This is a genomic window from Sphingobium sp. TomMM15 (assembly GCF_055397045.1).
Genome location: NZ_AP027314.1, coordinates 2325457 through 2349106, shown reverse-complemented (window position 1 = coordinate 2349106; position 23650 = coordinate 2325457). Strand labels below are relative to the sequence as shown.

Annotated in this window: 22 protein-coding genes; 9 read left to right on the top strand and 13 right to left on the bottom strand. The window is 65.2% G+C overall.

Annotated elements, in window-relative coordinates; translation table 11 throughout:
- Positions 1-250 precede the first annotated feature (250 nt).
- The 3 genes from ACZ51H_RS11700 to xseA are packed head-to-tail and all read right to left on the bottom strand — an operon-like array spanning position 251 to position 2838.
- Positions 251-1090, bottom strand: coding sequence for a M23 family metallopeptidase (locus tag ACZ51H_RS11700; RefSeq protein ID WP_464801935.1), 840 nt, complete (start codon positions 1088-1090; stop codon positions 251-253).
- A complete protein-coding gene (locus ACZ51H_RS11695; RefSeq protein WP_464801934.1) occupies positions 1087-1299 on the bottom strand; it encodes a DUF2093 domain-containing protein in 213 nt (70 codons plus the stop codon). Before ACZ51H_RS11695 ends, ACZ51H_RS11700 begins: the two co-directional genes overlap by 4 nt.
- A 33-nt stretch (positions 1300-1332) precedes the next feature.
- On the bottom strand, positions 1333-2838 hold the full coding sequence (gene xseA, locus ACZ51H_RS11690) for an exodeoxyribonuclease VII large subunit (RefSeq protein ID WP_464801933.1): 1506 nt from the start codon (positions 2836-2838) through the stop codon (positions 1333-1335).
- A gap of 7 nt (positions 2839-2845) precedes the next feature.
- Here xseA and purD point away from each other — a divergent pair, with 7 nt between their 5' ends.
- Both purD and ACZ51H_RS11680 read left to right on the top strand, forming a co-directional pair.
- The gene (gene purD / locus ACZ51H_RS11685) at positions 2846-4123 is read left to right on the top strand and encodes a phosphoribosylamine--glycine ligase (protein WP_464801932.1); all 1278 of its coding nucleotides are present in this window, start codon (positions 2846-2848) and stop codon (positions 4121-4123) included.
- A 76-nt stretch (positions 4124-4199) separates the two neighbouring features.
- Positions 4200-4715, top strand: a complete 516-nt coding sequence (locus ACZ51H_RS11680) for a hypothetical protein (protein WP_464801931.1) — start codon at positions 4200-4202, stop codon at positions 4713-4715.
- Here ACZ51H_RS11680 and ACZ51H_RS11675 read toward each other — a convergent pair.
- Entirely contained in the window at positions 4712-5671 is a 960-nt protein-coding gene (locus tag ACZ51H_RS11675) for an acyltransferase family protein (RefSeq protein ID WP_460987108.1), read from the bottom strand. The two genes, ACZ51H_RS11680 and ACZ51H_RS11675, sit on opposite strands and share 4 nt — an antisense overlap.
- A 120-nt stretch (positions 5672-5791) precedes the next feature.
- Between ACZ51H_RS11675 and ACZ51H_RS11670 the strand changes: the two genes are divergently transcribed.
- Positions 5792-6511 (top strand): GDSL-type esterase/lipase family protein, encoded by a 720-nt coding sequence (locus ACZ51H_RS11670; RefSeq protein WP_464801930.1) that lies wholly within the window; start codon positions 5792-5794, stop codon positions 6509-6511.
- A gap of 33 nt (positions 6512-6544) precedes the next feature.
- Here the strand turns inward: ACZ51H_RS11670 and ACZ51H_RS11665 are convergent, their stop codons facing one another.
- The 4 genes from ACZ51H_RS11665 to mutY are packed head-to-tail and all read right to left on the bottom strand — an operon-like array spanning position 6545 to position 10711.
- Complete coding sequence (locus ACZ51H_RS11665) at positions 6545-7354, bottom strand: inositol monophosphatase family protein (protein WP_464801929.1); 810 nt, start codon at positions 7352-7354, stop codon at positions 6545-6547.
- Positions 7341-8687, bottom strand: a complete 1347-nt coding sequence (locus ACZ51H_RS11660; protein WP_464801928.1) for a TldD/PmbA family protein — start codon at positions 8685-8687, stop codon at positions 7341-7343. The genes ACZ51H_RS11665 and ACZ51H_RS11660 overlap by 14 nt, the downstream gene beginning before the upstream one ends.
- Before the next feature lie 47 nt (positions 8688-8734).
- A complete protein-coding gene (nudC, locus tag ACZ51H_RS11655) occupies positions 8735-9637 on the bottom strand; it encodes an NAD(+) diphosphatase (protein WP_464801927.1) in 903 nt (300 codons plus the stop codon).
- Between the two features lie 15 nt (positions 9638-9652).
- Positions 9653-10711, bottom strand: coding sequence for an A/G-specific adenine glycosylase (mutY, locus tag ACZ51H_RS11650; RefSeq protein WP_464801926.1), 1059 nt, complete (start codon positions 10709-10711; stop codon positions 9653-9655).
- 26 nt (positions 10712-10737) lie between these two features.
- On the opposite strand from mutY, the gene ACZ51H_RS11645 reads away from it, so the two are divergent.
- The 4 genes from ACZ51H_RS11645 (at position 10738) to smc (ending at position 16319) form a co-directional block, all read left to right on the top strand.
- Positions 10738-11280 carry a DUF721 domain-containing protein gene (locus tag ACZ51H_RS11645; RefSeq protein WP_464801925.1) on the top strand — a complete coding sequence of 181 codons (543 nt, stop codon included), beginning with the start codon at positions 10738-10740 and terminating at the stop codon, positions 11278-11280.
- 45 nt (positions 11281-11325) lie between these two features.
- Entirely contained in the window at positions 11326-12006 is a 681-nt protein-coding gene (locus ACZ51H_RS11640) for a thioredoxin domain-containing protein (RefSeq protein ID WP_464801924.1), read from the top strand.
- 45 nt (positions 12007-12051) lie between these two features.
- Positions 12052-12786: a thioredoxin domain-containing protein gene (locus tag ACZ51H_RS11635; protein WP_449470648.1), complete on the top strand. Its 735-nt coding sequence runs from the start codon at positions 12052-12054 to the stop codon at positions 12784-12786.
- A gap of 92 nt (positions 12787-12878) precedes the next feature.
- Positions 12879-16319 carry a chromosome segregation protein SMC gene (gene smc / locus ACZ51H_RS11630; RefSeq protein ID WP_464801923.1) on the top strand — a complete coding sequence of 1147 codons (3441 nt, stop codon included), beginning with the start codon at positions 12879-12881 and terminating at the stop codon, positions 16317-16319.
- Between the two features lie 15 nt (positions 16320-16334).
- Here smc and ACZ51H_RS11625 read toward each other — a convergent pair whose 3' ends face one another.
- Positions 16335-17783 (bottom strand): phospholipase D-like domain-containing protein, encoded by a 1449-nt coding sequence (locus ACZ51H_RS11625; protein ID WP_449470645.1) that lies wholly within the window; start codon positions 17781-17783, stop codon positions 16335-16337.
- The gene (ubiA, locus tag ACZ51H_RS11620) at positions 17780-18682 is read right to left on the bottom strand and encodes a 4-hydroxybenzoate octaprenyltransferase (RefSeq protein WP_464801922.1); all 903 of its coding nucleotides are present in this window, start codon (positions 18680-18682) and stop codon (positions 17780-17782) included. The genes ACZ51H_RS11625 and ubiA overlap by 4 nt, the downstream gene beginning before the upstream one ends.
- An 87-nt stretch (positions 18683-18769) precedes the next feature.
- On the opposite strand from ubiA, the gene ACZ51H_RS11615 reads away from it, so the two are divergent.
- Positions 18770-19516 carry a 16S rRNA (uracil(1498)-N(3))-methyltransferase gene (locus ACZ51H_RS11615; RefSeq protein ID WP_464801921.1) on the top strand — a complete coding sequence of 249 codons (747 nt, stop codon included), beginning with the start codon at positions 18770-18772 and terminating at the stop codon, positions 19514-19516.
- A gap of 112 nt (positions 19517-19628) precedes the next feature.
- Positions 19629-21002, top strand: a complete 1374-nt coding sequence (locus tag ACZ51H_RS11610) for a glutamate--cysteine ligase (protein WP_464801920.1) — start codon at positions 19629-19631, stop codon at positions 21000-21002.
- Position 21003: 1 nt separating this feature from the next.
- On the opposite strand, the gene ACZ51H_RS11605 is transcribed toward ACZ51H_RS11610, so the two are convergent.
- From ACZ51H_RS11605 to ACZ51H_RS11595, 3 genes are read right to left on the bottom strand one after another with little or no spacing between them, the layout of a single operon-like run.
- Positions 21004-22305, bottom strand: a complete 1302-nt coding sequence (locus ACZ51H_RS11605) for a methyltransferase family protein (RefSeq protein ID WP_464801919.1) — start codon at positions 22303-22305, stop codon at positions 21004-21006.
- Between the two features lie 44 nt (positions 22306-22349).
- Positions 22350-22988 carry a DUF1345 domain-containing protein gene (locus ACZ51H_RS11600; protein WP_464801918.1) on the bottom strand — a complete coding sequence of 213 codons (639 nt, stop codon included), beginning with the start codon at positions 22986-22988 and terminating at the stop codon, positions 22350-22352.
- 41 nt (positions 22989-23029) lie between these two features.
- Positions 23030-23605 (bottom strand): peptidase S14, encoded by a 576-nt coding sequence (locus ACZ51H_RS11595; protein ID WP_464801917.1) that lies wholly within the window; start codon positions 23603-23605, stop codon positions 23030-23032.
- Positions 23606-23650: the final 45 nt, after the last annotated feature.

The following is a 23650-nucleotide window of genomic DNA, read 5'->3' as shown; positions in this document are numbered from 1 at the left end:
TTAGGAGCCCGACAGCAAACCCCTCTTCATCCGTGCTGTGCGATAGTCTGCGCAGTCGTTTTATGCGTGTAAAGCAATGCTAGGGAGCGGAGCGCACTTTGCTGTTTCACTGTCGTAAATTTGCCACATAGGCGATAAGCGCGGTTTTACGTTCGTTTAACAACTTTATTTGCAGTCATTTATGGCAGGCGGAACTTTGATGCTCTGTCATTGCCACAGGTTACACTAAGTTGCGCAAATGCATCTCAGTTCAGTTTGCTGGCATTGGTCCGGTGAGCAGAAGCGGGTCGATCCGCGCTTCATTCCAGCGCAAACCCCAGTGAAGATGCGGACCTGTCGCGCGGCCGGTCGCACCAACCGCGCCGATGCGCTGACCTTGGCGGACGGCTTGGCCAAGCTGCACGTCGATGCGGGAGAGGTGAAGGAAGGCGCTGGTGAGGCCATGGCCATGGTCGATCATCAGCAGATTTCCCTCGAGCGTAAACGGGTGATCGGCCGCCAGCGTCACCACGCCGTCAGCAGGCGCCAGAACGGGATCGCCGGTCGCCCCGGCGATATCGATGCCGCCATGATAGGCGCCGGGTACGCCTTGATAGACGCGCTGCGATCCGAATAGGCCGGAGATGCGCCCGACGCGCGGCCAGAGGAAGCGCTGGCGCCAGCCTTGGGCGCCGGTTTCCTGCGCGCGGGCGGTGGCGATCTGTGCCAGTTCCGGGCGGCGAAGCGCGAGGAAGGCTTCATTGTCGCGCACCGGGCGGAGCGGCGTATTGAGGCGCTCTATCCGCCAGGCGCGTGAGGCGATGCTGATGGTCTGGCTGATTGTGCGGCCATCGGAGAGGCGGGCGGTGAGGCGCGCCTGCGGCCCGGCGTCACGGTCGAAGGCGATGAGGAAGCGGCCATCGGGATCGACGCGGACGAGTTGATTATCGAGGCGCAATTCCGCCGTGGCGGGCGGCGCGGTGCCGATGAGCGTGCCGCCCTGCTGCGCGGTGCCCTGAAGGGTGATGCCGATGGCGGGAACGGGAACCGGATTGCTCGCCGCGCCCACACTGCCTGTCATCAGCAGAAGCGCGGCTGCCCAGCATTTCATCGCAGGCCGCGCGCCTTCATCTCCGCCTGGGCCGAGGCTTCGGCGCTGGCATAGGGTTCCTGCCGGGCGATGCTCCAATAGCGAAGGTCGTCGAGCGCGATCTGCTGGCCCGTGACGGCGCAAACGACATGATCGCCCGCCTGAAGCACGCGGAAGCTGTAGGCCATATAGTGCAGGCGAGCCGGACGATCGCGGTTGGACATCAGCATGGGATCAGGCGGCCTTTTTCACATTCATGCACATCAAGAGAACAGGTCCTGCTGGCGGGTTTCGCCGCCCTCCTGCGATTTGCGGGAAGGGCGGGATGATGGGGATATAGCTTGCGGCGGCGCCTTCTCAAGGGCTGGCGATGACGGGCCGCTTTCCACCGTCGCCGCGACCGCGCCATCGTCGAAATGAAGTGAGACCGTGCCTGCCGCACGGGCTTCATCGACCGTCCTGACGAGGCGGTCCCCCGCCATGACGCGGGCGAAGCCGCGCTTGAGCGGCAGGTCGGGATTGACCGAGACAAAAAGGCGCGACAGGCGGTCGAAGGCGGTGGCGCGGTCGTGAAAAACGCGGGTCAGATAATCGGGGCGCAGGCGCTGACGGTCGAGCCGTTCCTTCGCCCGGCTCAAATGCTGGTGCAGGAGCGCGGGACGGAGCGCGCCGCCGGCTTGCCCCAGATGCGCGCGCGCGTCGGCGACGCGGTGGCGCAGACCATTGCCAAGATCGCCGGACAGCTGGTCGAGCCGCTGCCGCTGGGGAGCAAGCAGCATGTCGGGGGTGGGCATGAGCCGGGCCTGCACCTCCAGCCGCTCGCGCGCCTGCGCGGCACCGCGACGCACCGCACGGTTCATGCGCAGGCCCTGTTCGGTCAGCATCGCCATCAGATCGGCGCGCACCGGCACCGCCATTTCGGCTGCGGCGGTCGGCGTAGGCGCGCGCATGTCGGCGGCATAGTCGCAGAGTGTGGTGTCGGTTTCATGGCCGACGGCGGAGATGACCGGGATCGAACATTCCGCCACAGCCCGGACGACGATTTCCTCGTTGAAGCTCCAAAGATCCTCAACCGATCCACCGCCGCGCGCGACGATGACGAGGTCGGGACGAGGCAGCGGGCCGCCAGGCTGCATGGCCGAAAAGCCGCGCACGGCGCGGGCGACTTGCTCTGCCGCCCCCTGCCCTTGCACCAGCACCGGCCAGAGCAGGACATTGGTGGGACAGCGGTCCTCCAGACGGTGGAGGATGTCCCGAATGACTGCGCCGGTGGGCGACGTCACGACGCCGATGGTGCGCGGCATGAAGGGGAGCGGGCGTTTGGCGGAGCGGTCGAACAGTCCCTCGGCCGCAAGCTTTGCTTTAAGCTTTTCGAGCAGCGCCATCAGCGCGCCCTCGCCCGCCAGCTCCATCCGCTCGATCACGATCTGATATTTGGAGCGGCCGGGATAGGTGGTGAGCTTCCCGGTGGCGATCACCTCCACCCCGTCCTGCGGCGCGAAGGGCAGGCGCTGCGCCCCGCCCTTCCACATCACCCCGTCGATGACGGCATTGTCATCCTTCAGGCACAGATAGAGGTGGCCCGACGCAGCGCGCTTGAAGCCGGAAATCTCGCCGCGCAAGCGGACATGGCCGAAGCGATCCTCGACCGTGCGCTTCAATATGGCCGACAATTCGCTCACCGAAAGCGGCGGCGCGTTGTCCCCCGCCCGTTCCTCGGCTAACAGGCGGCCCGATGCATCCAAACCAGCTTCATATTCCGGGGACATGGGCGAAATGAACATCCTTTTGTTGGGCAGCGGCGGCCGCGAACATGCTTTGGCCTGGAAGCTGGCGCAATCGCCCAGCCTCACGACCCTTTATGCAGCGCCCGGTAATCCCGGCATAGCCCAGCATGCGACGTTGGTCGACCTGGATGCCACGGATCATCGCGCGGTGGTCGATTTCTGCCTGCGCCATGCGATCGGGCTGGTGGTGATCGGGCCGGAAGCGCCGCTGGTCGATGGGCTGGCCGACAATCTGCGGGTCAAGGGCTATCCGGTGTTCGGGCCGGGCAAGAAGGCCGCGCAACTGGAAGGGTCCAAGGGCTTCACCAAGGATTTGTGCAAGCGCGCGCACATTCCGACCGCCGCCTATGAGCGCACCCACAGCAAGGATGGTGCGATCGCGGCGCTTGGCGACTTCGGCCTGCCGGTGGTGATCAAGGCCGATGGCTTGGCGGCTGGCAAGGGCGTGATTATTGCGGAGACGCGCGATCAGGCCGTCGAAGCGATCGAGGACATGTTCTCCGGCGCATTTGGCGCGGCGGGCGCGGAAGTAGTCTTGGAAGAGTTTATGACGGGCGAGGAGGCGAGCTTCTTCGCTCTGACCGACGGCAGCGCCATCCTGCCCTTCGGCTCCGCGCAGGACCATAAGCGGGTGGGTGACGGCGATACCGGCCCCAATACCGGCGGGATGGGCGCTTATAGCCCGGCGCGGGTGCTGACGCCCGAGTTGGAAGCTGAAGTGATCGAGAAGATCATCCGGCCGACCGTTGAAACGTTGGCCGCCGAGGGGACGCCTTATTCGGGCGTGCTTTATGCGGGACTGATGCTGACCGATGAGGGGCCGAAGCTGATCGAATATAACGCGCGTTTCGGCGATCCGGAATGCCAGGTTCTGATGATGCGCTTCGACGGCGATCTGGTCGAACTGCTGCTGGCGGTGGCGCAGGAACGGCTGGCGGAGCAGGGGCCGGTAAAGCTGGCCGACCGCACCGCATTGACGGTAGTGATGGCGGCGAACGGCTATCCGGGCACGCCGGAAAAGGGCGGCGCGATCGGCGGCATCGAAGCGGCGGAAGCTGGTGGCGCGCGGGTTTTCCATGCAGGAACGGCGTACAAGGATGGCGTGCTGGTCGCCAATGGCGGACGAGTGCTGAACGTCACGGCGAGCGGCAGCAGCGTGGGCGAGGCGCAGGCAGCGGCCTATCGGGCGGTGGATGCCATCGACTTTCCGACCGGATTTTGCCGTCGCGACATTGGCTGGCGCGAAGTGGAGCGCGAGGGGCGCTGAAGGCATCCAACGCAGGCTCTTGCCGATCGTGCGCCAGCGCCCTTAGATAAGAGCCTGAAAAACGGGAGGGAGCGTGATGCAGGAATTTTTCATGGACTATGGCCTGTGGTTGTTGATCGGCTTGCTGGTCCTGATCGGCGTCGTGTTCCTACTGTCGGGGCGCAAGACGCCCATCGACAACGCCCCGCCCGAGCGTGCCCCCGTTGTGGAATGGCAAGAACCGCCGGTAGCGCCCGCCGCCGCAGAGCCGGTGACCGTTGCACCCACGACAATCGCGGCTGAGCCTCAGCCTGTAGTCGCGCCGGTATCACAGCCGGTGGCCGCTGCTCCGGCAGTAGCGCCCACATCGGACGCGCATGACAATCTGCTGAGGTTGAAGGGGGTCGGTCCCAAGCTCAACCAGCTGCTGATCGAACTGGGCGTGACCCGCTATGCGCAAATCGCCAATTGGAGCGAAGCCGACATCGCGGCGATCGATACGAAGCTCGGCAATTTCAAGGGTCGCCCGGTGCGCGACCAATGGGTTGATCAGGCGAAATATCTGGCGGCTGGCGACACTGCCGGGTTCGAGGCAAAATACGGCAGGCTTTAGGGCGTAGCGAGTGCGGGTGTGGGAGCAGCCTGTTGGGTGCGCTGCTTCACTGGGCTCGCTCCCAAGAGCAGCGCAGCAAGCCCGTTATACGCGGTAAAGCGGCTGCCGATAGCCAGCAGCAAAATGGAAAGCGCCAGCGTTGCGGAGGGACCGATCCCGGTAAGGATCATCGATCCCATCAGCAGCGGGTGCCAAAGGTAGAAAAACAGGCTGTTGCGGCCAATCGCGTTTAAAGGAAGCACTTCAAGCCTGACTGCCGTCGTGAGCGGCAGCAGCGCGATGAGACCGAGGCACATCAGCAGGCGTGCGGGAACATAAGCCAGTTCCCAACCGCTGCGATAAAGCCCCGACCACCAGGCTAGGCCCAGACCGCAGAGAAGCAGGGTGGGAGCCAGGAAACGGCGCGGCAAAGCAGTCTGCGCAAGCGTCATCCCAAAGAAGAAATAGACTGAGTAGCGCAGAAAGCGGCTATCGGGCGCGAAGAGACCGTCGAAGATCGGACCATGACCCAGCCCGAACGCATACATGACGGCCAGACTGCAAGGCGCGCTGAGGGCGAGCAGTATCAGTGGCGAGAAGGGCAACATCCAGGTCATAAGGATGAGAAAGAAAAGGACCGGAACGTACCAGAGATGGAAAGGCGGTCGGAGCAGCACGTCAAAAAGCGTGGTCCATGACATGAGCCATTGGCTGGAAATCAGATAGATAATGGTCGCGACCAACCATGGCAGCAGCATGCGCCGTCCATAACGGGATAGCAGTTCGGTAAAACTACCGCCGCGAATGCGGGTGACGTTGAGGAGGTAGCCGGAAATGCCAAGCATCAACGGCATACGAAAGCCCGATCCTACCCACAGAATAAGACCATGAGCGCCGACCAGTTCCATGGCATGACCAGCCATGACGAGCAGCATGAGCACGCCCTTGGCCAGGTCGATCGATGGATTCTTCGTCACGACATTTCCCGCACACCCCAGTCGGAACGATGCCGTCACGACCCTTGCCGCTTAGTTAACACAGATTATTTTCCTGCTTTTCAGGCACGAAAAATACTCTACCTATAACTTTCGATGGGGATGGGCGCTCTTGAGCGGCTGGAAAAGTCGCGGGCTGCAAAGGCGGTGATGGCGGTGGCCGTCTTCTGCCTGATCTTCGGCGGCTGGGCTGCTTTTCAGCATTATCGCGATGCGAGCGCCGGTCTGCCCGACGCGCCCCCCCGGGCGGAAGGCTGCGCGCTCTGGTTCATCGGCAGTTCCTCAATCCATCGCTGGACCAGCCTTGAGCGGGACATGGCGCCGTGGGCCACCTATAATCGCGGCATTGACGATACGGGCTTTGGCGAAATCGTACCGCGCTTCGCCAATGTGCGGGGCGAGGCAAGGCCCGCCGCTATCATCCTCTACGCTGGCGAAAATGACATTGCGCGCGACGTGCCAGTGCGGACAGTGGTGCGCAACCTGGCGGCCTTTCTGGAACTGCGCCGCCAGATAATGGGCGATGTGCCGGTGCTGGTGCTGTCGATGAAGCCGAGCCCTGGCCGCTGGACTCACTTCCCGGCGCAGCAATTGTATAATGCAGCGGCCCAGCGGCTCCTGCCCTGGATGCGGCAGGCCTATTATGTCGATATTACCTCGCCGCTGCTGATCAATGGCAGGACGGGCGATAATTACCGGCCCGATGGCGTCCATATGAACCCGGCGGGCTATCATATCTGGGCACGGGTGGTGCGCCAACGGCTGCGTGAAGCGTTGCCTGCGGGGGTGGTGAAACGCTGCGATCCGGGAACGCCGTTTTAAACCGGTTCTCCCTGAGCCCGAACGGGGCGTAGTTTAACGGACGATGCTCTGATCGCGCAGCAATTCGCGGGCGCGGGGGGCGAGGCGCTGGGTCGCTGCTTCGTGGATGCCGGGGGCTGTGCATAGCAGGCCGAAGGCGGTGGGATCCGGGCGGTTGAAGGACAGGGGGACGCCGAGCGCGTCGGTGACGGTCGCCCCCGCTTCCTGCGCGATCAGGGCGGCGGCGGCGACATCCCATTCATTGCCCCAGCGGACGGTGGCGACAAGGTCGGCCTCATCGGCGGCGACCATCGCCATGCGCAGCGCGATGCTGTTGGGTTTGTGGACTGTGACGAGGTCGCGGTCGTAGCGGGGGAGTTGATCGGCGGGGACACGGGCGCCGGGCAGGATCATGCGGGACCCTGCGGAAAGCGTGCGGCCGTTGCGGGTGGCGCCCTCCCCTGCGCGCGCGATCCACAATTCGTTGCGGGCAGGCGCGGCGAGGATGCCGATGCGCACCGCGCCATGTTCAACCAGCGCGACCGACACGGACCAGCCCGGACGACCCCGCAGATAGTCACGGGTGCCGTCGATCGGATCGACCACCCAGACACGGGCAAGGTCGAGGCGATGGACGGTGTCGGCGGTTTCTTCCGACAGCCATCCGGCGGTGGGGTCGATGACGCTGAGGCTCTGGCGGAGCATCTCGTCAATTTCGAGGTCCGCCTCGCACACAGGATGGCCGGGGACCTTTTCCCATTGGCGCACCTGCGTCTGGCCGCCCGCCCAGAGGGTAAGCGCTCGGTCGGCCGCGTCCGATACCGCGCCGACGAGCGCGCGCAGATCGATCTCAGCCCCCGGCAACGGTCATCCCGTCAATGCGGATCGTGGGCACGTTCATGCCATAGCGGAATACAAGGTCGTTCGCGGGAACGAGGGCGCGGAACATGTCCTTCAAATGGCTGGCGATGGTGATTTCCGAAACCGGGCGGGTGATCACGCCATCTTCGATCAGGAAGCCAGCCGCGCCGCGGCTATAGTCGCCGGTGACGCCGTTCACGCCCATGCCGATCAGTTCGGTGACATAAAGGCCGCGCTTTATGTCCGCCATCAGCGCGGCGGGAGAGATGTCACCCGGTTCCATATGCACATTGGTGACGCCTGCGCCGGGCGCGCCGCTGCCGCCCCGGCTGGCATGGCCGGTGGGCTGGAGGCCGAGCTGGCGGGCGGAAGCGCTTTCCATCAGCCAGCCGGTCAGCACGCCCGCATCGATCAGGGCGCGGCGGGCGACCGGCAGTCCCTCACCGTCGAAGGGGCGCGAGCGCATTCCGCGCGGACGGAGCGGATCGTCGATGATGGTGATGGCGCTGTCGAACAGCTTCTCCCCGAGGGAATCGAGCAGGAAGCTCGATCGCCGGGCGATGGCGGGGCCGACGATACCACCGATCAGATGGCCGAGCAGGCTGGAGCCGATGCGCGGGTCGAACAGGATGGGAAGGACGCCGCTTTCGAGTTTGGCGGGGTTGAGGCGGGCAACGGCGCGCTCCCCCGCGCGGGTGCCGATCGTCGCGGCATCATCGAGATCAACCAGATGGCGGACGCTGTGGCTGGCATGGTCCCGCTGCATGTCCGCGCCGGTGCCCGCAAGGACGCTGGCCCAGGTCGAATGACTAGTGCCCGCATAGGCACCGGCAAAACCGTGGCTGGTGGCGAGCGCGACCTGGCTGCGGCCGTTGGATGCGCCGCCGCCTTCGCTGTTGGTGACGCCTGCGATGGCGCGAGCGGCTTCCTCGACAGCGAGGGCGCGCTCGCGCAGTTTCGCGGGTTCAGGCTCGCTCGGATCGGCAAGGTCTAGTGCGGGCAAGGTGCCGCGCAGCAACCTGTCTTCAGGCGCGAGGCCCGCATAGGGATCTTCCGGTGCCTCCCGCGCCATGGCGATCGAACGATCGACCAGCGTGCTCAAGGTCGCGGGATTCATGTCCGACGCGGCGATGCTGGCGGAGCGCTGACCGACGAAGACACGCAGGCCGATTTCCTCGCCTTCCGATCGCTCCACATCCTCCAGCGCGCCAAGGCGCACCGCGACCGTGGTCGAGGCATTGCAGGCATAGATGGCGTCGGCCGCGTCCGCCCCGGCCCTGCGAGCCGCCGTCACCAGATCCTGCGCGCGGGACTGGGCTTCTTCAAGGCTGAGCATGGGTGCGGGGCGTTCCTGCTGAGGGGTGAGGCGTCAGGCCATGGGCCTTACGCGCTTGAACCCGGCTGGGCAACCTGCGCATCGGCCCAGTGTTTGAGGAGATGGTGGGCAACGGCCATTGGAGGAGGCGAGGTGAAGGGCGCGTCTGCATCCCCTGCCAGCGCCGCTTGGACTCCGGCTGCGTTGCACCAGAGGGCATGCTGAATCTCTGTTTCATCCAGCGTCAGCGCATCATCGTCAGCCTGCGCGATGCAAGCGATCATAAGCGATGAGGGGAAGGGCCAGGGCTGGCTCATCACATAGCGGACGGAATGGACGGTGACGCCCGCCTCTTCCTTGATCTCGCGCATAACGGCTTCCTCGATGGTTTCGCCCGGCTCCACGAAACCGGCGAGCGCGGAGTAGAAGCCCTGCGGCCAGCTATGCTGCCGTCCGACCAGCACCCGGCCGTCATGTTCGGCGAGCATGATGACGACCGGATCGACGCGGGGGAAATGTTCCGCATCGCAAGAGCCGCAGCGGCGCGCCCAGCCCGCCTTTTCCGGCCGAGTGGGCGATCCGCAGACCGAGCAAAAAGGATGGCGGCCATGCCAGTGGACGAGGCTGCGCGCCGCGCCATAGAGCGCGACTTCGTCGGCGGGCACTTCGGTAACGATGGCGCGGCTGCGGGCGCTGGGGACGAAGTTCGTGCCGCTTTCCTCGATAAGGCGGGCGAAGATCGGGCGCTGCGCTTCGTCGATGCCGAGCAGCAGATGCTCCTCCACCCGGGCGTCGGCAGACAGCGGCTCCATGAGGAGATGGCCGTCCTGCGTGACCGGATCAAGGCCGTCGAGGACGAGACAGCGGGCATCGGGCGAGGCAAGCGCCTGCGCCACAAGGTCCGGCTTCATCCGGATATGATCGGCGCGATCGAGGCGGCCGCCAGCATAGCCAAGCTGGTCAGGGGACATGAGATTCGCTCTCCTTCATTGCTGCTTGGCCTTCATTGCTGCCTCGGCGGCGCGGCGGAACAGGGTGGGCAGGCCCGCCTCCCCGATGCGGGGGAGCGGCCACCATTCGCCCTCACCCGTTGGCATGCTTTCCTCTGCCACATGGGCGACATGAACCGTCAAGGCCAGCGAGAAATGGGTGAAGACATGGACAACGGGTTCCGGCAGCGCCTTCCAGGTCGCGGCAATCGGCGGGGTGGCGTCGGGCGCCCCGCTCCAATGGGAGGAAGGAAGGGCGCGCATGCCGCCGAGCAGGCCCTTGGCCGGGCGGCGGACGAGCCAGACATGACCGTCCGCCCGCTCGATCCACCAGCTATGGCCGAGGCGGTGCGGCTTCGCCTTCTTCGCGGCCTTGACCGGAAAGGCGGCGGGATCGGCCGTGCGGAAGGCTGCGCAGTCCTGCCGCAACGGGCAGATGCCGCAGGCGGGGTTGCGAGATGTGCAGATGGTCGCGCCAAGGTCCATCATCGCCTGCGCGAAATCGCCAGCGCGGGCATCGGGGGTAATGCCGTCCGCAGCGGCGCGGATGGCTGGTCGGGCAGCGGGCAGCGGCGTGTCGATGGCGAACAGGCGGGCGACGACGCGCTCCACATTGGCGTCCACCACTACGGCGCGGCGGCCAAAGGCGATGGCGGCGACGGCGGCAGCGGTATAGGCGCCGACGCCCGGGAGGGCGCGCAGGCCTTCTTCATTGTCCGGGAAAATGCCGCCATGCTGATCCGTCACCGCGCGGGCGCAGGCGAGCAGGTTGCGGGCACGGGCATAATAGCCAAGGCCCGCCCATGCCGCCATGACGTCGGCATCCTCGGCTCCAGCGAGCGCCTCTACCGATGGCCAACGATCGGTGAACTTCGCGAAATAGGGGCCGACGGCGGCGACCGTCGTCTGCTGAAGCATGACTTCGGACAGCCAGACGCGATAGGGGTCCGCCGCGTTGGCGCCCGGCGGGGCACGCCAGGGCAGGCGACGGGCATGGACGTCATAATGTCCGAGCAGATCTGCTGCGATTTTCATGAGGTTCCGCTCGACGTCCATGGCCGCCCTATGCCATTAAGCGGGGCATGACGGAACGGCCCGCGACACCCAAATTGAAAAGCCGTGCGCAAGCGGCAGCGGAGCGGCCTCGCGTCGGCGGTCCGCGCCAGATTGCCGACCTGATGCCGCAGATCGGCGCTGCCGCTTTCCGCAAGTTCGGCTTTGTCCAGTCGAGCATCGTCACGCGCTGGGCCGAGATTGTGGGGCAGCATTATGCGGAGATTTCCGCGCCCGAATCGATCCGCTTTCCGGTGGGCAAGAAAGCAGGCGGGACGCTGCAACTGACGGTGATGAGCGGCCATGCGCCGATGATCCAGCATGTACTCCCCGACATCATCGATCGGGTGAACCGTTTCTTTGGCTATGCCGCCGTGACGAAGGTCTCGATGAAGCAGGGCGAAGTGCGCGGATCGACGCCGGAACGGCGCCCGCCCCCGCGCAATTTGAGACCGGTGCCGGTGGAACTTGGCGATTCGCTGCGTGACATTGGCGACCCGGAATTGCGCGCCGTTCTGGAATCGCTGGCCCAAGGGCTTGTCAATTCCAATGGTTTGCCGAAAATCAGCTGAATCATTCAATTGCCGTACAGGGGCGGCGCTTCACTGGAAGAACGCATGACGAAATCGCGCTTGCTAATCCTTGGCCTCTTCGCGTTGATCACCCTCCCCGGCGCGCTGATCGCCGCGCCCGCCGTCAACTGGACGACACGGGTTGCGTTGTCGCCCATTGGGGGACATGTGATGGGCAACCCGGCCGCGCCGACCAAGCTGGTCGAATATGTGAGCTATACCTGTTCACACTGCGCCCATTTCGTGGGTGAGGCGAGCGCGCCGCTGAAAGCCGACTATGTGAAGGGCGGCAAGGTGAGCGTGGAAGCGCGCAATGCGGTGCGGGACAAATATGACCTGACGGCGGCGCTGCTGGCGCGATGCGGCGGGCCTAAACGCTTCTTTGGCAATCATGAGGCGCTGTTTGCAAATCAGGACGCCTGGATGCAGCAGTTGCAGGCCTATGACCGTGGCGCCGCCAAGCCGTCCGAACAGATCGCCCTGTTGCGCGACATCGGCCGCAATACGGGGCTTTACACATTGATGGGCAAGCGCGGGTTCACGCCTGCGCAGCTTGACGCCTGCATCGCCAATCCAGCGGCGATGAAGCAGATATTGGCGATGACCGACGAAGCATGGAACAAGGTGAAGATTGGCGGCACGCCGGGCTTCACCGTCAACGGGACGCGCGTGGACGGGTCGAGCTGGGCCAGCTTGCGCGATGCATTGCCCGCCGCCGCGCAGTAAACTAAACCCCTGATCCTGATGCCCGAGCAACGGAGCCTGCACACAGTGAAAGCCATTACCGGACTTGCCCTTATCGCCCTCTCGCTGTCCCTTTCCGCCTGCGGGAAAAAGGACGCGGCCAGCAACTCGTCCGCAGAACCGGTCGCTGCTGTTGCTGCCCCTGCCGGGACCAGCTGGTCCGCCACAGTGACGCAGACCCCCGAAGGCGGATTCGTCATGGGCAACCCGCAGGCAAAGGTGAAGCTGATCGAATATGGGTCCTATACCTGCAGCCATTGCCGCGATTTTTCGGCGGAGGCTTCGGAGGAGATCCGCAAGATCGTGGACACCGGAAAGATGAGCTTCGAGTTCCGCAACTTCGTGCGCGACCCGATCGACATTTCCACGTCGCTGCTGGCCCGTTGCGGCGGCAAGGACGTCTTCTATCCGCTGAGCGAGCAGTTCTTCGCCAACCAGAATGCCATGTTCGAAAAGGCGCAGTCGCTGGGCGACGCCAAATATCAGGCGTTGATGAGCGCACCGCCTGCGCAGCGTTTCGGCAATCTGGCCGCCGCCGTGGGGCTGGTCGACTTCGCCAAGCAGCGTGGGATTGCCGAGGATAAGGCCAAGCAGTGCCTGGCCGATACCGCCGCCGCCGAAAAGCTGGCCAAGGGCGTCGAGGCGGCGAACAATCAATATAAGATCGAGGGCACGCCGACCTTCATCCTGAATGATGTGAAGATCGACAATGTCGCAACCTGGGCGACATTGCAGCCCAAGCTCAAGGAAGCGGGTATCTGATTGGCTCGAGGGGGGTGGACATTTGCGATGAGTTTGCCCGCTGAAGGCGGGGCAGCATCACGCTGCCCCGGCAATTGGTCCGGCGGGTGGCCATGCAGATAAAGCGCCTCAAGCTTTCCGGTTTCAAAAGCTTCGTCGATCCGACGGAGCTGCGCATCGAGCCCGGCCTGACCGGGATTGTCGGGCCAAATGGCTGCGGCAAGTCCAACCTGCTGGAAGCGATCCGCTGGGTGATGGGCGAATCCAGCGCCAAGTCGATGCGCGGCGGCGGCATGGAAGATGTGATCTTCGCGGGCACATCCACCCGGCCGCAACGGGACTTTGCCGAAGTGTCGCTGCAAACGGTGCAGGAACAGGGTGAGCTGTTCAACGCTGTCGAAGTGGGCGCGGACGGCGAACTGGAAGTTACTCGCCGCATCGAGCGCGGGGCGGGCAGCGCCTATAGGGCCAATGGCCGCGACGTGCGGGCGAAGGATGTCGCGCTGGTCTTCGCCGACGCCGCGACGGGGCCGCACAGCCCGGCGCTGGTGAGCCAGGGGCGGATCGCCGCCGTCATCGCCGCGCGGCCGCAGGAACGGCGCGCGATGCTGGAGGAAGCGGCAGGGATTTCCGGGCTGCACGTCCGGCGCAAGGATGCCGAGCAGAAGCTGCGCGCCGCCGAGGCCAATCTGATGCGGCTGGACGAGATACTGACCGACATGGAAGCGCGGGCCAGCAGCCTGCGGCGGCAGGCCAAGGCGGCCGAACGCTATATCAAGCTGTCCGAGCAGATCAGGGTCGCCGAAGGGCGCGTGATCTTCGCCCGCTGGCGCGAGGCGGCGGCGAGTGCCGATGCCGCGCGCAAGGAAGCGGTGGAGGCCGAAAGCGCCGTCAGCGCCGCGCAGGAGGCGCAGGCGGCGGCGGCGGTTCATGCCAATGCGGCAGTGGATGCGCTCGCCCGGCGGCGGGTGGGGGCACAGGCCGCGCGAGACGAGGCGAATGAGGCGGGGCATCGGCTCGCGGCGCTTAGGACTGAGCGCGATGGGGTGGTGCGGCGGCTGCATGATCTGGCGCAACAGGCCGAGCGGCTGGAAGAGGACCGGGCACGTGAAGGCACGCTGGCCAACGATGCGGCCGAGGCGATTGCCCGGCTTACGGCCGAGATTTCTGTCCTGAAGGAACGGACTGCCGAGACTGAGGCGATGCGGCCTGACTTTGCCGGGCGGATAGCGCGGGCAGAGGATGCTGCGCGCGATGCCGAGCTGGACCTCGCCAAGGCGATGGCGCGGCAGGCGGGCGAGCAGGCCGAATTGCGCGTGGCCGAGGCGGCGTTGGCGTCGGCGCGGAGCCGTCTGGAACGGGCGGAGCGGGAAGCCACGCGGCTGGAAGCGGAAGCGGGCGCCCTGCCCGATGCGGCGCCGCTGGAGGCGAAACGAAGCGAGGCGCTGGCGGCACAGACGACGGCTGGATCGGAGCGCGATGCGGCCGAGGCGGCGATCGGACAGGCGGAAACGGCGCGGCAGGCGGCGGCCGAGGCGCGTGCGGCGGCTGAAACGGCGGTGTCGTCTGCACGCGCGGGACTGGCAGCGCTGGATAGCGAGGCGGCGGCGCTCAAGCGGGCGGTCGAGAGCGGAAGCGGGCCCGAACGGGCGCTGGACCAGTTGAAGGCCGCGCCGGGGTTTGAGCGGGCGCTGGCCGCCGCGCTGGGCGATGATCTGGAGGCGCCAGTGGGCGCGCAGGGCACGCGGCGTTGGACTGGGGCGGCGGCGCTTGACAGCGATCCGGCCCTGCCCACCGGATGTGCTGCGCTGGCAGATCATGTGTGCGCGCCGACGGAACTGGCGCGGCGAATGGCGCAAATCGCGGTCGCCGAGACGGATGATGGACAGGCGCTGGCGGTGGGACAGCGGCTGGTGACCAAGGATGGTCAGTTGCGGCGCTGGGACGGCTATGTCGCGGCCGAGGGCGGCGCGGCGGCGGCGGAGCGGCTAATCCGGCTCAATCGGCTGGAAGCGATCGGGGCGGCACGACCGGCGGCCGAAGCGGAGGTCGAGGCGGCACGCGCCGCGCAGGATAGCGCGGCTGGTGAAGAACGGGCGGCGGCCGAGGCACTGGGGGCTGCGAGGACGCAGCTTGGCGCGGCCGACCAGCGGTTGCGCGCCGCGCTTCGTGCTGCCGACGAAGCGGCTACGGCGCTGGAGCGGCTTTCCGGGCGGCGTGAGGCGATCGAGGAAAGACTTGCCGAAGCACGCGCTGATCTGGGCGCTGCCCGGGCCGAGCATGACAAGGTGGACGTAGCCCGCGCGGCGGTGCCGGACGGGGCCGGGACGCGGACGCTGGTGGCATCGTTGTCGCAGGCGAGCGAAAAGGCGCGCATGGCTGTGAGCCAATTGCAGGCGGATCAGGCCCTGGCCGACCGCGCTTTGGCGAGCGATCGTGAACGCATGGCTGCGGCTGACGCGGAAGCCAAGGGCTGGCGCGCACGGGCGGGCGAGGCGGCGAAGCGGATCGCCGCCATGGTGGGGCGCGGCGAGGCGATCGCATCCGAGCGCGATGGACTGGCGCAGCAGCCCGACATGCTGGCAACGGCGATCGCGGCCCTGTCCGAGCAGGGTGCAGGACTGGCCGACGCAGCGGAAGCGGCGCGGCGAGCGGAAAGCGAGGCCGAGGCGGCGCTGCGGGTCGCCGAGGAGCGGGCCGCGCAGACGGGCGAGGCGCTGGCGCAGGCGCGCGAACGGCGAGCGACCGCTGCGGCGCGAGCCGAGGCAGCGGAAGAGAAGCGTGTCGAGACCAATCGCCTGTCGGGTGAACGCTTTGAATGCCCGCCCCCCGTGCTGCCCGAGAAGCTGGGCTTTGCCAGTGCCGACATAAGGATCGCGCAGAGCGAACAGGGTGAACATGACCGCCTTGCCACCGAGCGCGAGCGGATCGGGCCGGTCAATCTGGTGGCGGCGCAGGAGCTGGAGGAGCTGGAAACGACCCAAGCGACCAGCCGGGCCGAGAGCGAGGAGCTAAGCCAGGCGATCAACCGGCTGCGCGGATCGATCGGCAGCCTCAATCGCGAAGGGCGGCAGCGGCTGTTGGCGGCGTTCGAGGCGGTCGATGGGCATTTCCGGCGGCTGTTCACGACGCTGTTCAATGGCGGGCAGGCGCATCTGGAACTGATCGACAGCGACGATCCGCTGGAGGCGGGGCTGGAGATCATGGCGCAGCCGCCGGGCAAGAAGCTGGCTGCGCTGACGCTGCTTTCGGGGGGCGAGCAGGCGTTGACGGCGGTAGCGCTGATCTTTGGCCTGTTCCTGACCAACCCGGCGCCGATCTGCGTCCTGGATGAGGTCGACGCGCCGCTGGACGATGCCAATGTGGAGCGTTTCTGCGACCTTCTCGATGTCATGGTCGGGCAGACCGACACGCGATATCTGATCGTCAGCCATAATGCGGTGACGATGGCGCGCATGCACCGGCTGTTCGGCGTGACTATGGTGGAGCGCGGGGTAAGCCGCCTCGTTTCCGTCAATCTGGGCGGCGCGGAAGCGCTGCTGGCGGCGGAATAGGAAAGCGGCGGCGCTTCAGCGCTTCTTGCGCATGCGGCGGAACAGGCTGCGGTCGGCAACCGGCTCGAACATCTCCTCAGGCCCTTCGGGGTCCAGCACTTCATTGTCGGCCAGCCACGCCTGCACGTCGTTGAGATTCGGCGTCACATAGGGACGCAGGGTGCGGCCGGGCTTGTCGCGCAGTTGCTCAATCGCGGCAATCAGCCCGCGCTCGGCGATGACGGCCGCCACCCGCTCGACGGGCAGGTCCAGATGTTCGGCGATCAGGTCATCACGGATGCCTAGGATGGTCGTTTCGTGCCCCGCATTGACTGGCAGTGCCCCGTCGATCGTCACGTCGCACTCGGTATCGAGCCGCATCGAGCGGTTGTTCATGTTGGACGAGCCCACGCGCACGGTTCGATCATCCACGATCATGATCTTGGCATGGACGTAGATGGGCTCACCACGCACGGTAAAGGGATGGTAGATGCGCAGCTTACCGTATGTGTCGCGGGCGCGCAGGGCCTCGTACAGGCGCGCGCGGGCGGTATCCATCGCCTGCTGTTCCAGCCAGCCATCGGCCTGTTCCGGATTGATGATGACGATATCCGGCCCATCGGGATCACCCAGCCGCGCGGCGATTGCCTCCGCAATGCGGCGGGAGGCGAAATACTGGCTTTCGGCATAGATGGTCCGCTTCGCCGACGCGATCTGGTTGAGATAGAGTCGCTCAATCTCTCGCAACGGCTGCTGGTCGTCCATTTCCGGCGCAGAGCGGGAAATGGCTATATCGACATTTTCGAACTGCACCGGCAGCGCGTCGGGCCAGCAATCATGCTCGCCGAAGATCGGCTCCAGATCGCCGCCGCCAGCCCCCTTCCAACGGGCGCGGGCATGGTCGCCCAGCACCATCGCGACATCGCCCTGTAAGGCCGTGGTCGCGTCATGCCATGGCCCATAGGCGGAACCGTCCGGATGGCGGCGGCCGGGGTCCTCATCGCGATGATGGCGCGTGTCCCATCGATCGCTGGTCATGTCGATGCCGCCGCAAAAGGCGAAACAATCATCGATCACGACGATCTTCTGATGGTGCGAAGCCGCTGGCGGATGATGGCTGTCCAGCTTCACCTGTATGCGCTTGTGCGCCATCCATTTGACGGTGGTGAAGAGGTTGGCAGGCTGCACCATCGACTTCATCGCGCCGATGTCCCAACGCAGGAGGAAGATTTCGAGGTCAGGCTTCTGCGCGACAAGCCAGCTGATGAAGTCGCCGATGATGACCGGGGCTCCGTCCTTGACCTCATCCTCGCGGATCAGACTGATCGCCGCGTCGAAGTCCCAGCCGATGAGCATGATCCGACGCTTCGCCTTGAGCATGGCGGCGCGCGCGTGGCGAAAATAGCAATCCGCGTCGATGATGACGCTGGCTTTTGCGGCGCGGGCGATGCGCCAGCAATCCTCACCCTCTTGCGGCATGCTCATGCACTCCCCACGACGAGGCAGGCAAGAAACATCAGGAGCCCCGCGAAACGGTTGGAACGGAACTTGGTGAGCGGATCGGCTCCATCCTCCTTGAGCGTTCCCACCTGCCAGAAAAGTTGAACCGCCATCGGCAGCAGGGCGGCGAGAGCGAGCCATTGCGGCCGCACCTGCCAAAGGGCGGCGGCCCAGAGGGAAAGTGCCAGCAGGTAGCAGAGCGTTACGCCGCCGCGCACATGACGGCCCATCGACAAGGCGCTCGACCCGATACCGATCAACGCATCATCCTCCCGGTCCTGCAACGCATAGATGGTATCATAACCCACGACCCAGAAGATGGTGCCTGCGTAAAGCAATAGCCCCGGCAGGGTAAGCGCCCCTGCGACCTCGCTCCAGCCGACCAGCGCCGCCCAGGAGAAAACAAGGCCAAGCCAAAGCTGCGGCCAACCGGTGATCCGCTTCATAAACGGATAGGCGGCGACGAGCGCGAGACTGCCGAGCGACACGATCTGCGCATAAGGGCGCAATTGCAGGAGGACCGCGAGGCCGACGAGGCAGAGCAGGATCAGCCACGCCCATGCAGTACGCAGGGAGAGGGCACCGCTCGCGAGCGGCCGGGCGGCGGTGCGGGCGACTTTCCGGTCAAGATCGCGATCGACGATGTCGTTGAACACGCAACCGGCGCCCCGCATCGCGATGCTGCCGAGCAACAGCCAAAGGATCAGAGGCCAGCGCTCCCCTGCCCCGCCCGCCAGAACCACCGCCCAGGCGCCCGGCCAGAAGAGCAGCCACCAGCCGATCGGACGATCGAGCCGAGCCAGCAGCGCAAGCGCGCGGGGGGTTTCCGGCAGGCGCGCGAGCAGGCCTTGGGCCTCGCTGTCTGGGACTATACTGTCAATCAACGTCACGCTCGCTTGTCGAAGGGCCGTTCTTCCTCTTTAGAGAAGTAAAGGGCTTCGACAAGCTCAGCCCGAACGGAGCATTGGCATATGACCGCAACCCCTGCCTGGCCGCCGCAAAGCGCGCCGCGCCTGCATGTCGAGACGCAGTTGGGCGACGGCGTGGCCGTGCCGGTCGATGGCAACCCGGCCCATTATCTGATCAGCGTCATGCGGGTGAAGCCCGACGACATCGTCCTGCTGTTCGACGGCAGGTCCGGCGAATGGGCCGCGCGGGTGCGGGACATGCGCAAGCGCGATCTGGTGCTGGAATGCGTCAGCCAGACCAAGGCACCGGAGCAGGTGCCAGACTTCTGGCTATGCTGCGCGCCGATCAAGAAAGGCCGCGTCGACCTGATCGCAGAAAAAGCGTGCGAGCTGGGAGTCGCGAAGCTGCAACCGGTGCTGACCCGCCGGGCGGTGGTGGACAAACTCAATCTCGACCGGCTGCACGCCCATCTGGTCGAGGCGGCCGAGCAGTGCGGGCGCACCGCGCTTCCTGACCTCGGCGGCATGGTGAAGCTGGACGCGCTGCTGCGCGATTGGCCGGAGGATCGCTGGCTGTTTTTCGCCGATGAAAGCGGGGGTGAGCCTTTGAGCGAGACGCTGCGCGCGCATAAAGGCCCTGCGGCGTTCCTGATCGGACCGGAGGGCGGCTTCGACCCGGCAGAACGGGAGGCGATCCGCGCTGTGGCTAGGGCCGTGCCCGTGTCCCTTGGCCCTCGAATCCTGCGCGCGGAGACAGCGGCGATCGCCGCGACGTCGGCGTGGATGACGCTGAACGGCGACTGGCGATAGGATAGCTGTTCCAGTTGCAATCCGAAATGGGATTGCAGCCCCGGTGGACGCAACCTATTTGTCCTCCGCGCGCTGTCGATTGACGCGCAAGGGGGACAGGCTAAGGCGGGGCATGAGCACGAGAACCGACTCAGGGGGCAACGATCCCGTCATCGAAAGCCGCGACCAGCTGATCGTGGCCTTTTCCAAGGGCGCCAAGCCCAAGGACCGCTGGCGTATCGGCACCGAGCACGAGAAGTTCGTCTATTCAAGAGCTGATCATCATGCGCCGTCCTACAGCGAGCAGGGCGGCATCCACACGCTGCTGATCGGGCTGACCCGCTATGGCTGGAGCCCGGTGTTCGAGGGCGATAACATCATCGCCCTGTCGAGTGCCGAGGGGACGGTCAGCCTGGAACCGGCGGGTCAACTGGAACTGTCCGGTGCGCCGTTGGAAAATCTGCACCAGACCTGCGCGGAGACGGCGCGGCATCTGGAACAGGTCAAATATGTGGGCGACATGTTGGGTCTGGGCTTCCTGGGCCTGGGCATGTGGCCGGACAAGACTCGGGCCGAGCTGCCCGTGATGCCTAAGGGGCGCTATGACATCATGCTGCGGCACATGCCGCGCGTAGGCACGATGGGCCTCGACATGATGCTGCGAACCTGCACCATTCAGACGAACCTCGACTATGGCAGCGAGGCGGACATGGTGCAGAAATTCCGCGTTGGCCTGGCCCTGCAACCTCTCGCAACCGCGCTGTTCGCCAATTCGCCCTTCACCGAAGGCAACCCCAACGGCTTCCTGTCCTATCGCAGCCATATCTGGTCGGACACCGACCCGCACCGCACGGGCATGCTGCCCTTCGTGTTCGAGGACGGCTTTGGCTATGAGCGGTACGCCGACTATGCGCTCGATGTGCCGATGTACTTCGTCTATCGCGACGGCCGCTACATCGATGCGGCTGGCCTCAGCTTCCGCGACTTCCTGGAGGGCAAGCTTTCCGTTTTGCCCGGTGAGAAGCCGACCGAGAAGGATTGGGAAGATCATCTGTCCACCGCCTTCCCTGAAGTGCGGCTGAAGAGCTTCCTCGAAATGCGCGGGGCCGATGGCGGACGGGCCGATCGCATCACCGCCCTCCCCGCTTTCTGGGTTGGCCTTCTCTATGATCAGGGCGCGCTGGATGCGGCGTGGGATCTGGTGAAGGACTGGACCATGGAGGACCGCCAGACGTTGCGCGACGCCGCGCCAAAGCTGGCGCTGGACGCACCGTTACCGGGCGGGCGCAAGCTGCGCGACATCGCGGCGCAGGTGCTGGATATCAGCCGCAGCGGGCTGAGGGCACGGGCACGGCTGAACGATATCGGCGACAATGAAACCGCCTATCTGGCACCGCTGGACGAGATCGTCGCGGCTGGGCGGACGCATGCCGAAGACTTGCTCGCGCGCTATCATGGCGAGTGGGCGGGCGATCTTTCCCGCGTCTACGCCGAGGAAAGCTTCTAACCTATTCCGCTGGCGTCAGGGCCGGTTGCCCCTTGCGTCGGCGGCCCGTTGCCCAGGCGAAGAAGCGTGGGACAGGTGCGTTGCGCTCCATCCATTCGCTGTAGTCGCGATAGGCAGGATCAGTGGAAAGGTGGGCCTCTTCCGTCCGGGCGCGCCAATAATAGACGGCGTTGGTCGCCGCCAGCATCGCGCAGTTGCGCACCATGTCGGTGAGGCTGCCCGATACCGTGAGGAATGGCAGCGCCGAAAACCACCAGAAGAGATTCTTCGACAGGTAAGCGGGGTGCCGCGTCCAGCGATACGGGCCGTGGGTCAGGATACCGCGATGGGTGAGGTTGGAAAAGCGGATGCCGAAAACCACCGTCGCCCAAGCATAGATGGCGGTTAGCAGGACGAGCCAGCTGCCCAATATCCATTGCAAGGTCGTATGCCCCTGCGTCCAGACGTCCCATTCAGATCCGCCTGCATGATAGTCGAGCGGTCCCCCCGACCCCATCAGCACGAACGGCGGGTAGCAGATCAGCGCCGCCACCCAACCGGTCAGCAGCGGATTGGCCGAGCGTATGTGGGAATCGAGCGGCTTGCATGTCAGCAAATAACCGACCGTCGCCATGCAGACATCGATCATGAACATGACCGCGATCAGGAAGGCGGCAAGGTTCACTGGATTGGCGAAGGCATGATCCAACCGCCAGTCCACCACGCTGGCAAAATTGCCAGGCACGATGGAGAGCATGAAGGCAAGGAAGAAGCCTTTGACCGCCCATGCGCGGGCATGATTGGCGACCTGCGCCATGTCGGCTGCGCCCGCTGCTCCGCCAATGACCCATTGGCCAAAGGCATGGGTGGCATCGCGGGGTTCGACCAGCCGCCGGTCCAGCCAGACGACATAGGGAAACGAGAACAGCACAAGCCAAGGGGCCGCGTCCATGAACAGGTTCATGGAATAATGATAATTTCCGCTCCAGTACCAGCGGGCCAAGCAGTAGAAGATCGCGATCGCCAGCCATGTCGCCCAGAGGCCAGCGATCTTGACGAGGCTGATGTCGAGGACGGCGCGCCATGGCCGGGGGGGTGCCTTCCAGTCGATACCGGTCGATGGATTGCGATGGACCTTGTCCACCAGCAGCGACCACAAGATCATCGGCAGCCCGCAGGCGATTACCGCCGAGAAGCCCGCATTGGGGCCATTCATCCCATAATGCCGCGCCACCATAGCCCAAAGGGCGAGACCGGCCAGTCCGGCGAAGCCTACGCCATGGCTGACGGCAGAGGGGGGACAAGGATCGGTAGCGGAAGACATATCCGGCTTATGCCGGGAAATGGTAAGCAAGCCGTGAAGCCGCCTCAGACGCCGCCCAGCACATTGATGGTAAAGGCCAGAATACCAAGGTTGAACAGGAACGCCGCGAGGCAATGCGCGGTCACCACCTGACGCATGGATGTGCCGGTCACCGTGACATCGGACGTCTGGAAGGTCATGCCGAGGGTGAAGGCGAAATAAAGAAAATCGCTGTAACCGGGCTCCTTCGTGCCGGGGAAGTCGATGCCCTGCTGATCCTTCCCGCGCGGATCGGCGAGGTAGAAGAGATGCGCATAATGCATCGCATAGACTAGGTTGGAAAAGAGCCAGGCAAGCGCCAGCGTCATAAGCAACAGCGCGACGGCCGCTGCGTTGGGGCCGCCATGCTGGCTGACGGCTGCTCCCACCGCGACCAGCACCACCAGCGAGACAATGCCGGTCAAGAGCAGCATCAGTCGGCGGTTGGCATCATTTTCCTGCGCGATCCGGCGCATGCGATCGGGGTCGGCTTTCAGAAGCGGTGCGGCTGCGGCGATGAACGCAAGAGAGGCGCAGTCGAACCCTGCCATCACCGCCTGATGCCAGGGCATCACCCAGCCGAACGGCAGGGCAGTCGCCAACAACGCCAGGAACATGCCGTAACGCCAAGGAAAAACCGGGGACCGGGAGGAAGAAGACTTCATCCGTCCAGAAAGCCGCAAAATGACGGGGCTGGCAAGCGGCGTCAGAGCACCGCCGCCACCAGACCCAGCGCCGCGGCTTCATTCGCTTCGAGATACCAGTTTTCCGGTGCCCGCTTCAGCACTTCGTCGAGCGAGATGCTGGAGCCCAGGATCAGGTTGGAAAAGCCTTCATTCTGGATGGCGATCGACGCCTCTATCTCGTTCAGGGCGGCCCTTAGCGGTGCGATGCAGGTGGACAGCGGGCCTTGAAGGTGGATGTCCTTGGTGATCAGCCGTTCATGGATCATCACCCGCGTGCCACGCGTGAGGTAGCGATTTTCCTTGGCGAAAAAGCCCATGAAGGTCGCCCCCGCCGAATAGACGGCGGTCTTTCCCAAAAACACCAGCCGCCGCGCGGCGCTGAGTTCCGAATGGAATCGGATATCCTCCCCCATCATCCGCGCGATTTCGGGGTCCCCGCCAAGCGTCGAAATTTCCGTCACCACCAGCCCGTCGGAAGGCGCCGCCGCCAGCGCGTCCTTGAAGTAGAGATACATGGACTGGTCGACGGGACCGGACAGGCGGATGGCGGGACAGGCGAAGTCCTGGGGTGAGAGCAAGGGCGCTTGCATCGACATCAATGGGTTCCTGATAGACTAGGGATCGGGCTGCACTACGTCCGG

What these genes read in the sequence shown, in the direction of transcription:
- ACZ51H_RS11700 (WP_464801935.1), bottom strand. Translation starts at nt 1,090, where the DNA reads ATGAAATGCTGGGCAGCCGCGCTTCTGCTGATGACAGGCAGTGTGGGC.
- ACZ51H_RS11695 (WP_464801934.1), bottom strand. Translation starts at nt 1,299, where the DNA reads ATGCTGATGTCCAACCGCGATCGTCCGGCTCGCCTGCACTATATGGCC.
- xseA (WP_464801933.1), bottom strand. Translation starts at nt 2,838, where the DNA reads ATGTCCCCGGAATATGAAGCTGGTTTGGATGCATCGGGCCGCCTGTTA.
- purD (WP_464801932.1), top strand. Translation starts at nt 2,846, where the DNA reads ATGAACATCCTTTTGTTGGGCAGCGGCGGCCGCGAACATGCTTTGGCC.
- ACZ51H_RS11680 (WP_464801931.1), top strand. Translation starts at nt 4,200, where the DNA reads ATGCAGGAATTTTTCATGGACTATGGCCTGTGGTTGTTGATCGGCTTG.
- ACZ51H_RS11670 (WP_464801930.1), top strand. Translation starts at nt 5,792, where the DNA reads ATGGGCGCTCTTGAGCGGCTGGAAAAGTCGCGGGCTGCAAAGGCGGTG.
- ACZ51H_RS11660 (WP_464801928.1), bottom strand. Translation starts at nt 8,687, where the DNA reads ATGCTCAGCCTTGAAGAAGCCCAGTCCCGCGCGCAGGATCTGGTGACG.
- nudC (WP_464801927.1), bottom strand. Translation starts at nt 9,637, where the DNA reads ATGTCCCCTGACCAGCTTGGCTATGCTGGCGGCCGCCTCGATCGCGCC.
- mutY (WP_464801926.1), bottom strand. Translation starts at nt 10,711, where the DNA reads ATGGACGTCGAGCGGAACCTCATGAAAATCGCAGCAGATCTGCTCGGA.
- ACZ51H_RS11645 (WP_464801925.1), top strand. Translation starts at nt 10,738, where the DNA reads ATGACGGAACGGCCCGCGACACCCAAATTGAAAAGCCGTGCGCAAGCG.
- ACZ51H_RS11640 (WP_464801924.1), top strand. Translation starts at nt 11,326, where the DNA reads ATGACGAAATCGCGCTTGCTAATCCTTGGCCTCTTCGCGTTGATCACC.
- smc (WP_464801923.1), top strand. Translation starts at nt 12,879, where the DNA reads ATGCAGATAAAGCGCCTCAAGCTTTCCGGTTTCAAAAGCTTCGTCGAT.
- ACZ51H_RS11625 (WP_449470645.1), bottom strand. Translation starts at nt 17,783, where the DNA reads ATGAGCATGCCGCAAGAGGGTGAGGATTGCTGGCGCATCGCCCGCGCC.
- ACZ51H_RS11615 (WP_464801921.1), top strand. Translation starts at nt 18,770, where the DNA reads ATGACCGCAACCCCTGCCTGGCCGCCGCAAAGCGCGCCGCGCCTGCAT.
- ACZ51H_RS11610 (WP_464801920.1), top strand. Translation starts at nt 19,629, where the DNA reads ATGAGCACGAGAACCGACTCAGGGGGCAACGATCCCGTCATCGAAAGC.
- ACZ51H_RS11605 (WP_464801919.1), bottom strand. Translation starts at nt 22,305, where the DNA reads ATGTCTTCCGCTACCGATCCTTGTCCCCCCTCTGCCGTCAGCCATGGC.
- ACZ51H_RS11600 (WP_464801918.1), bottom strand. Translation starts at nt 22,988, where the DNA reads ATGAAGTCTTCTTCCTCCCGGTCCCCGGTTTTTCCTTGGCGTTACGGC.
- ACZ51H_RS11595 (WP_464801917.1), bottom strand. Translation starts at nt 23,605, where the DNA reads ATGTCGATGCAAGCGCCCTTGCTCTCACCCCAGGACTTCGCCTGTCCC.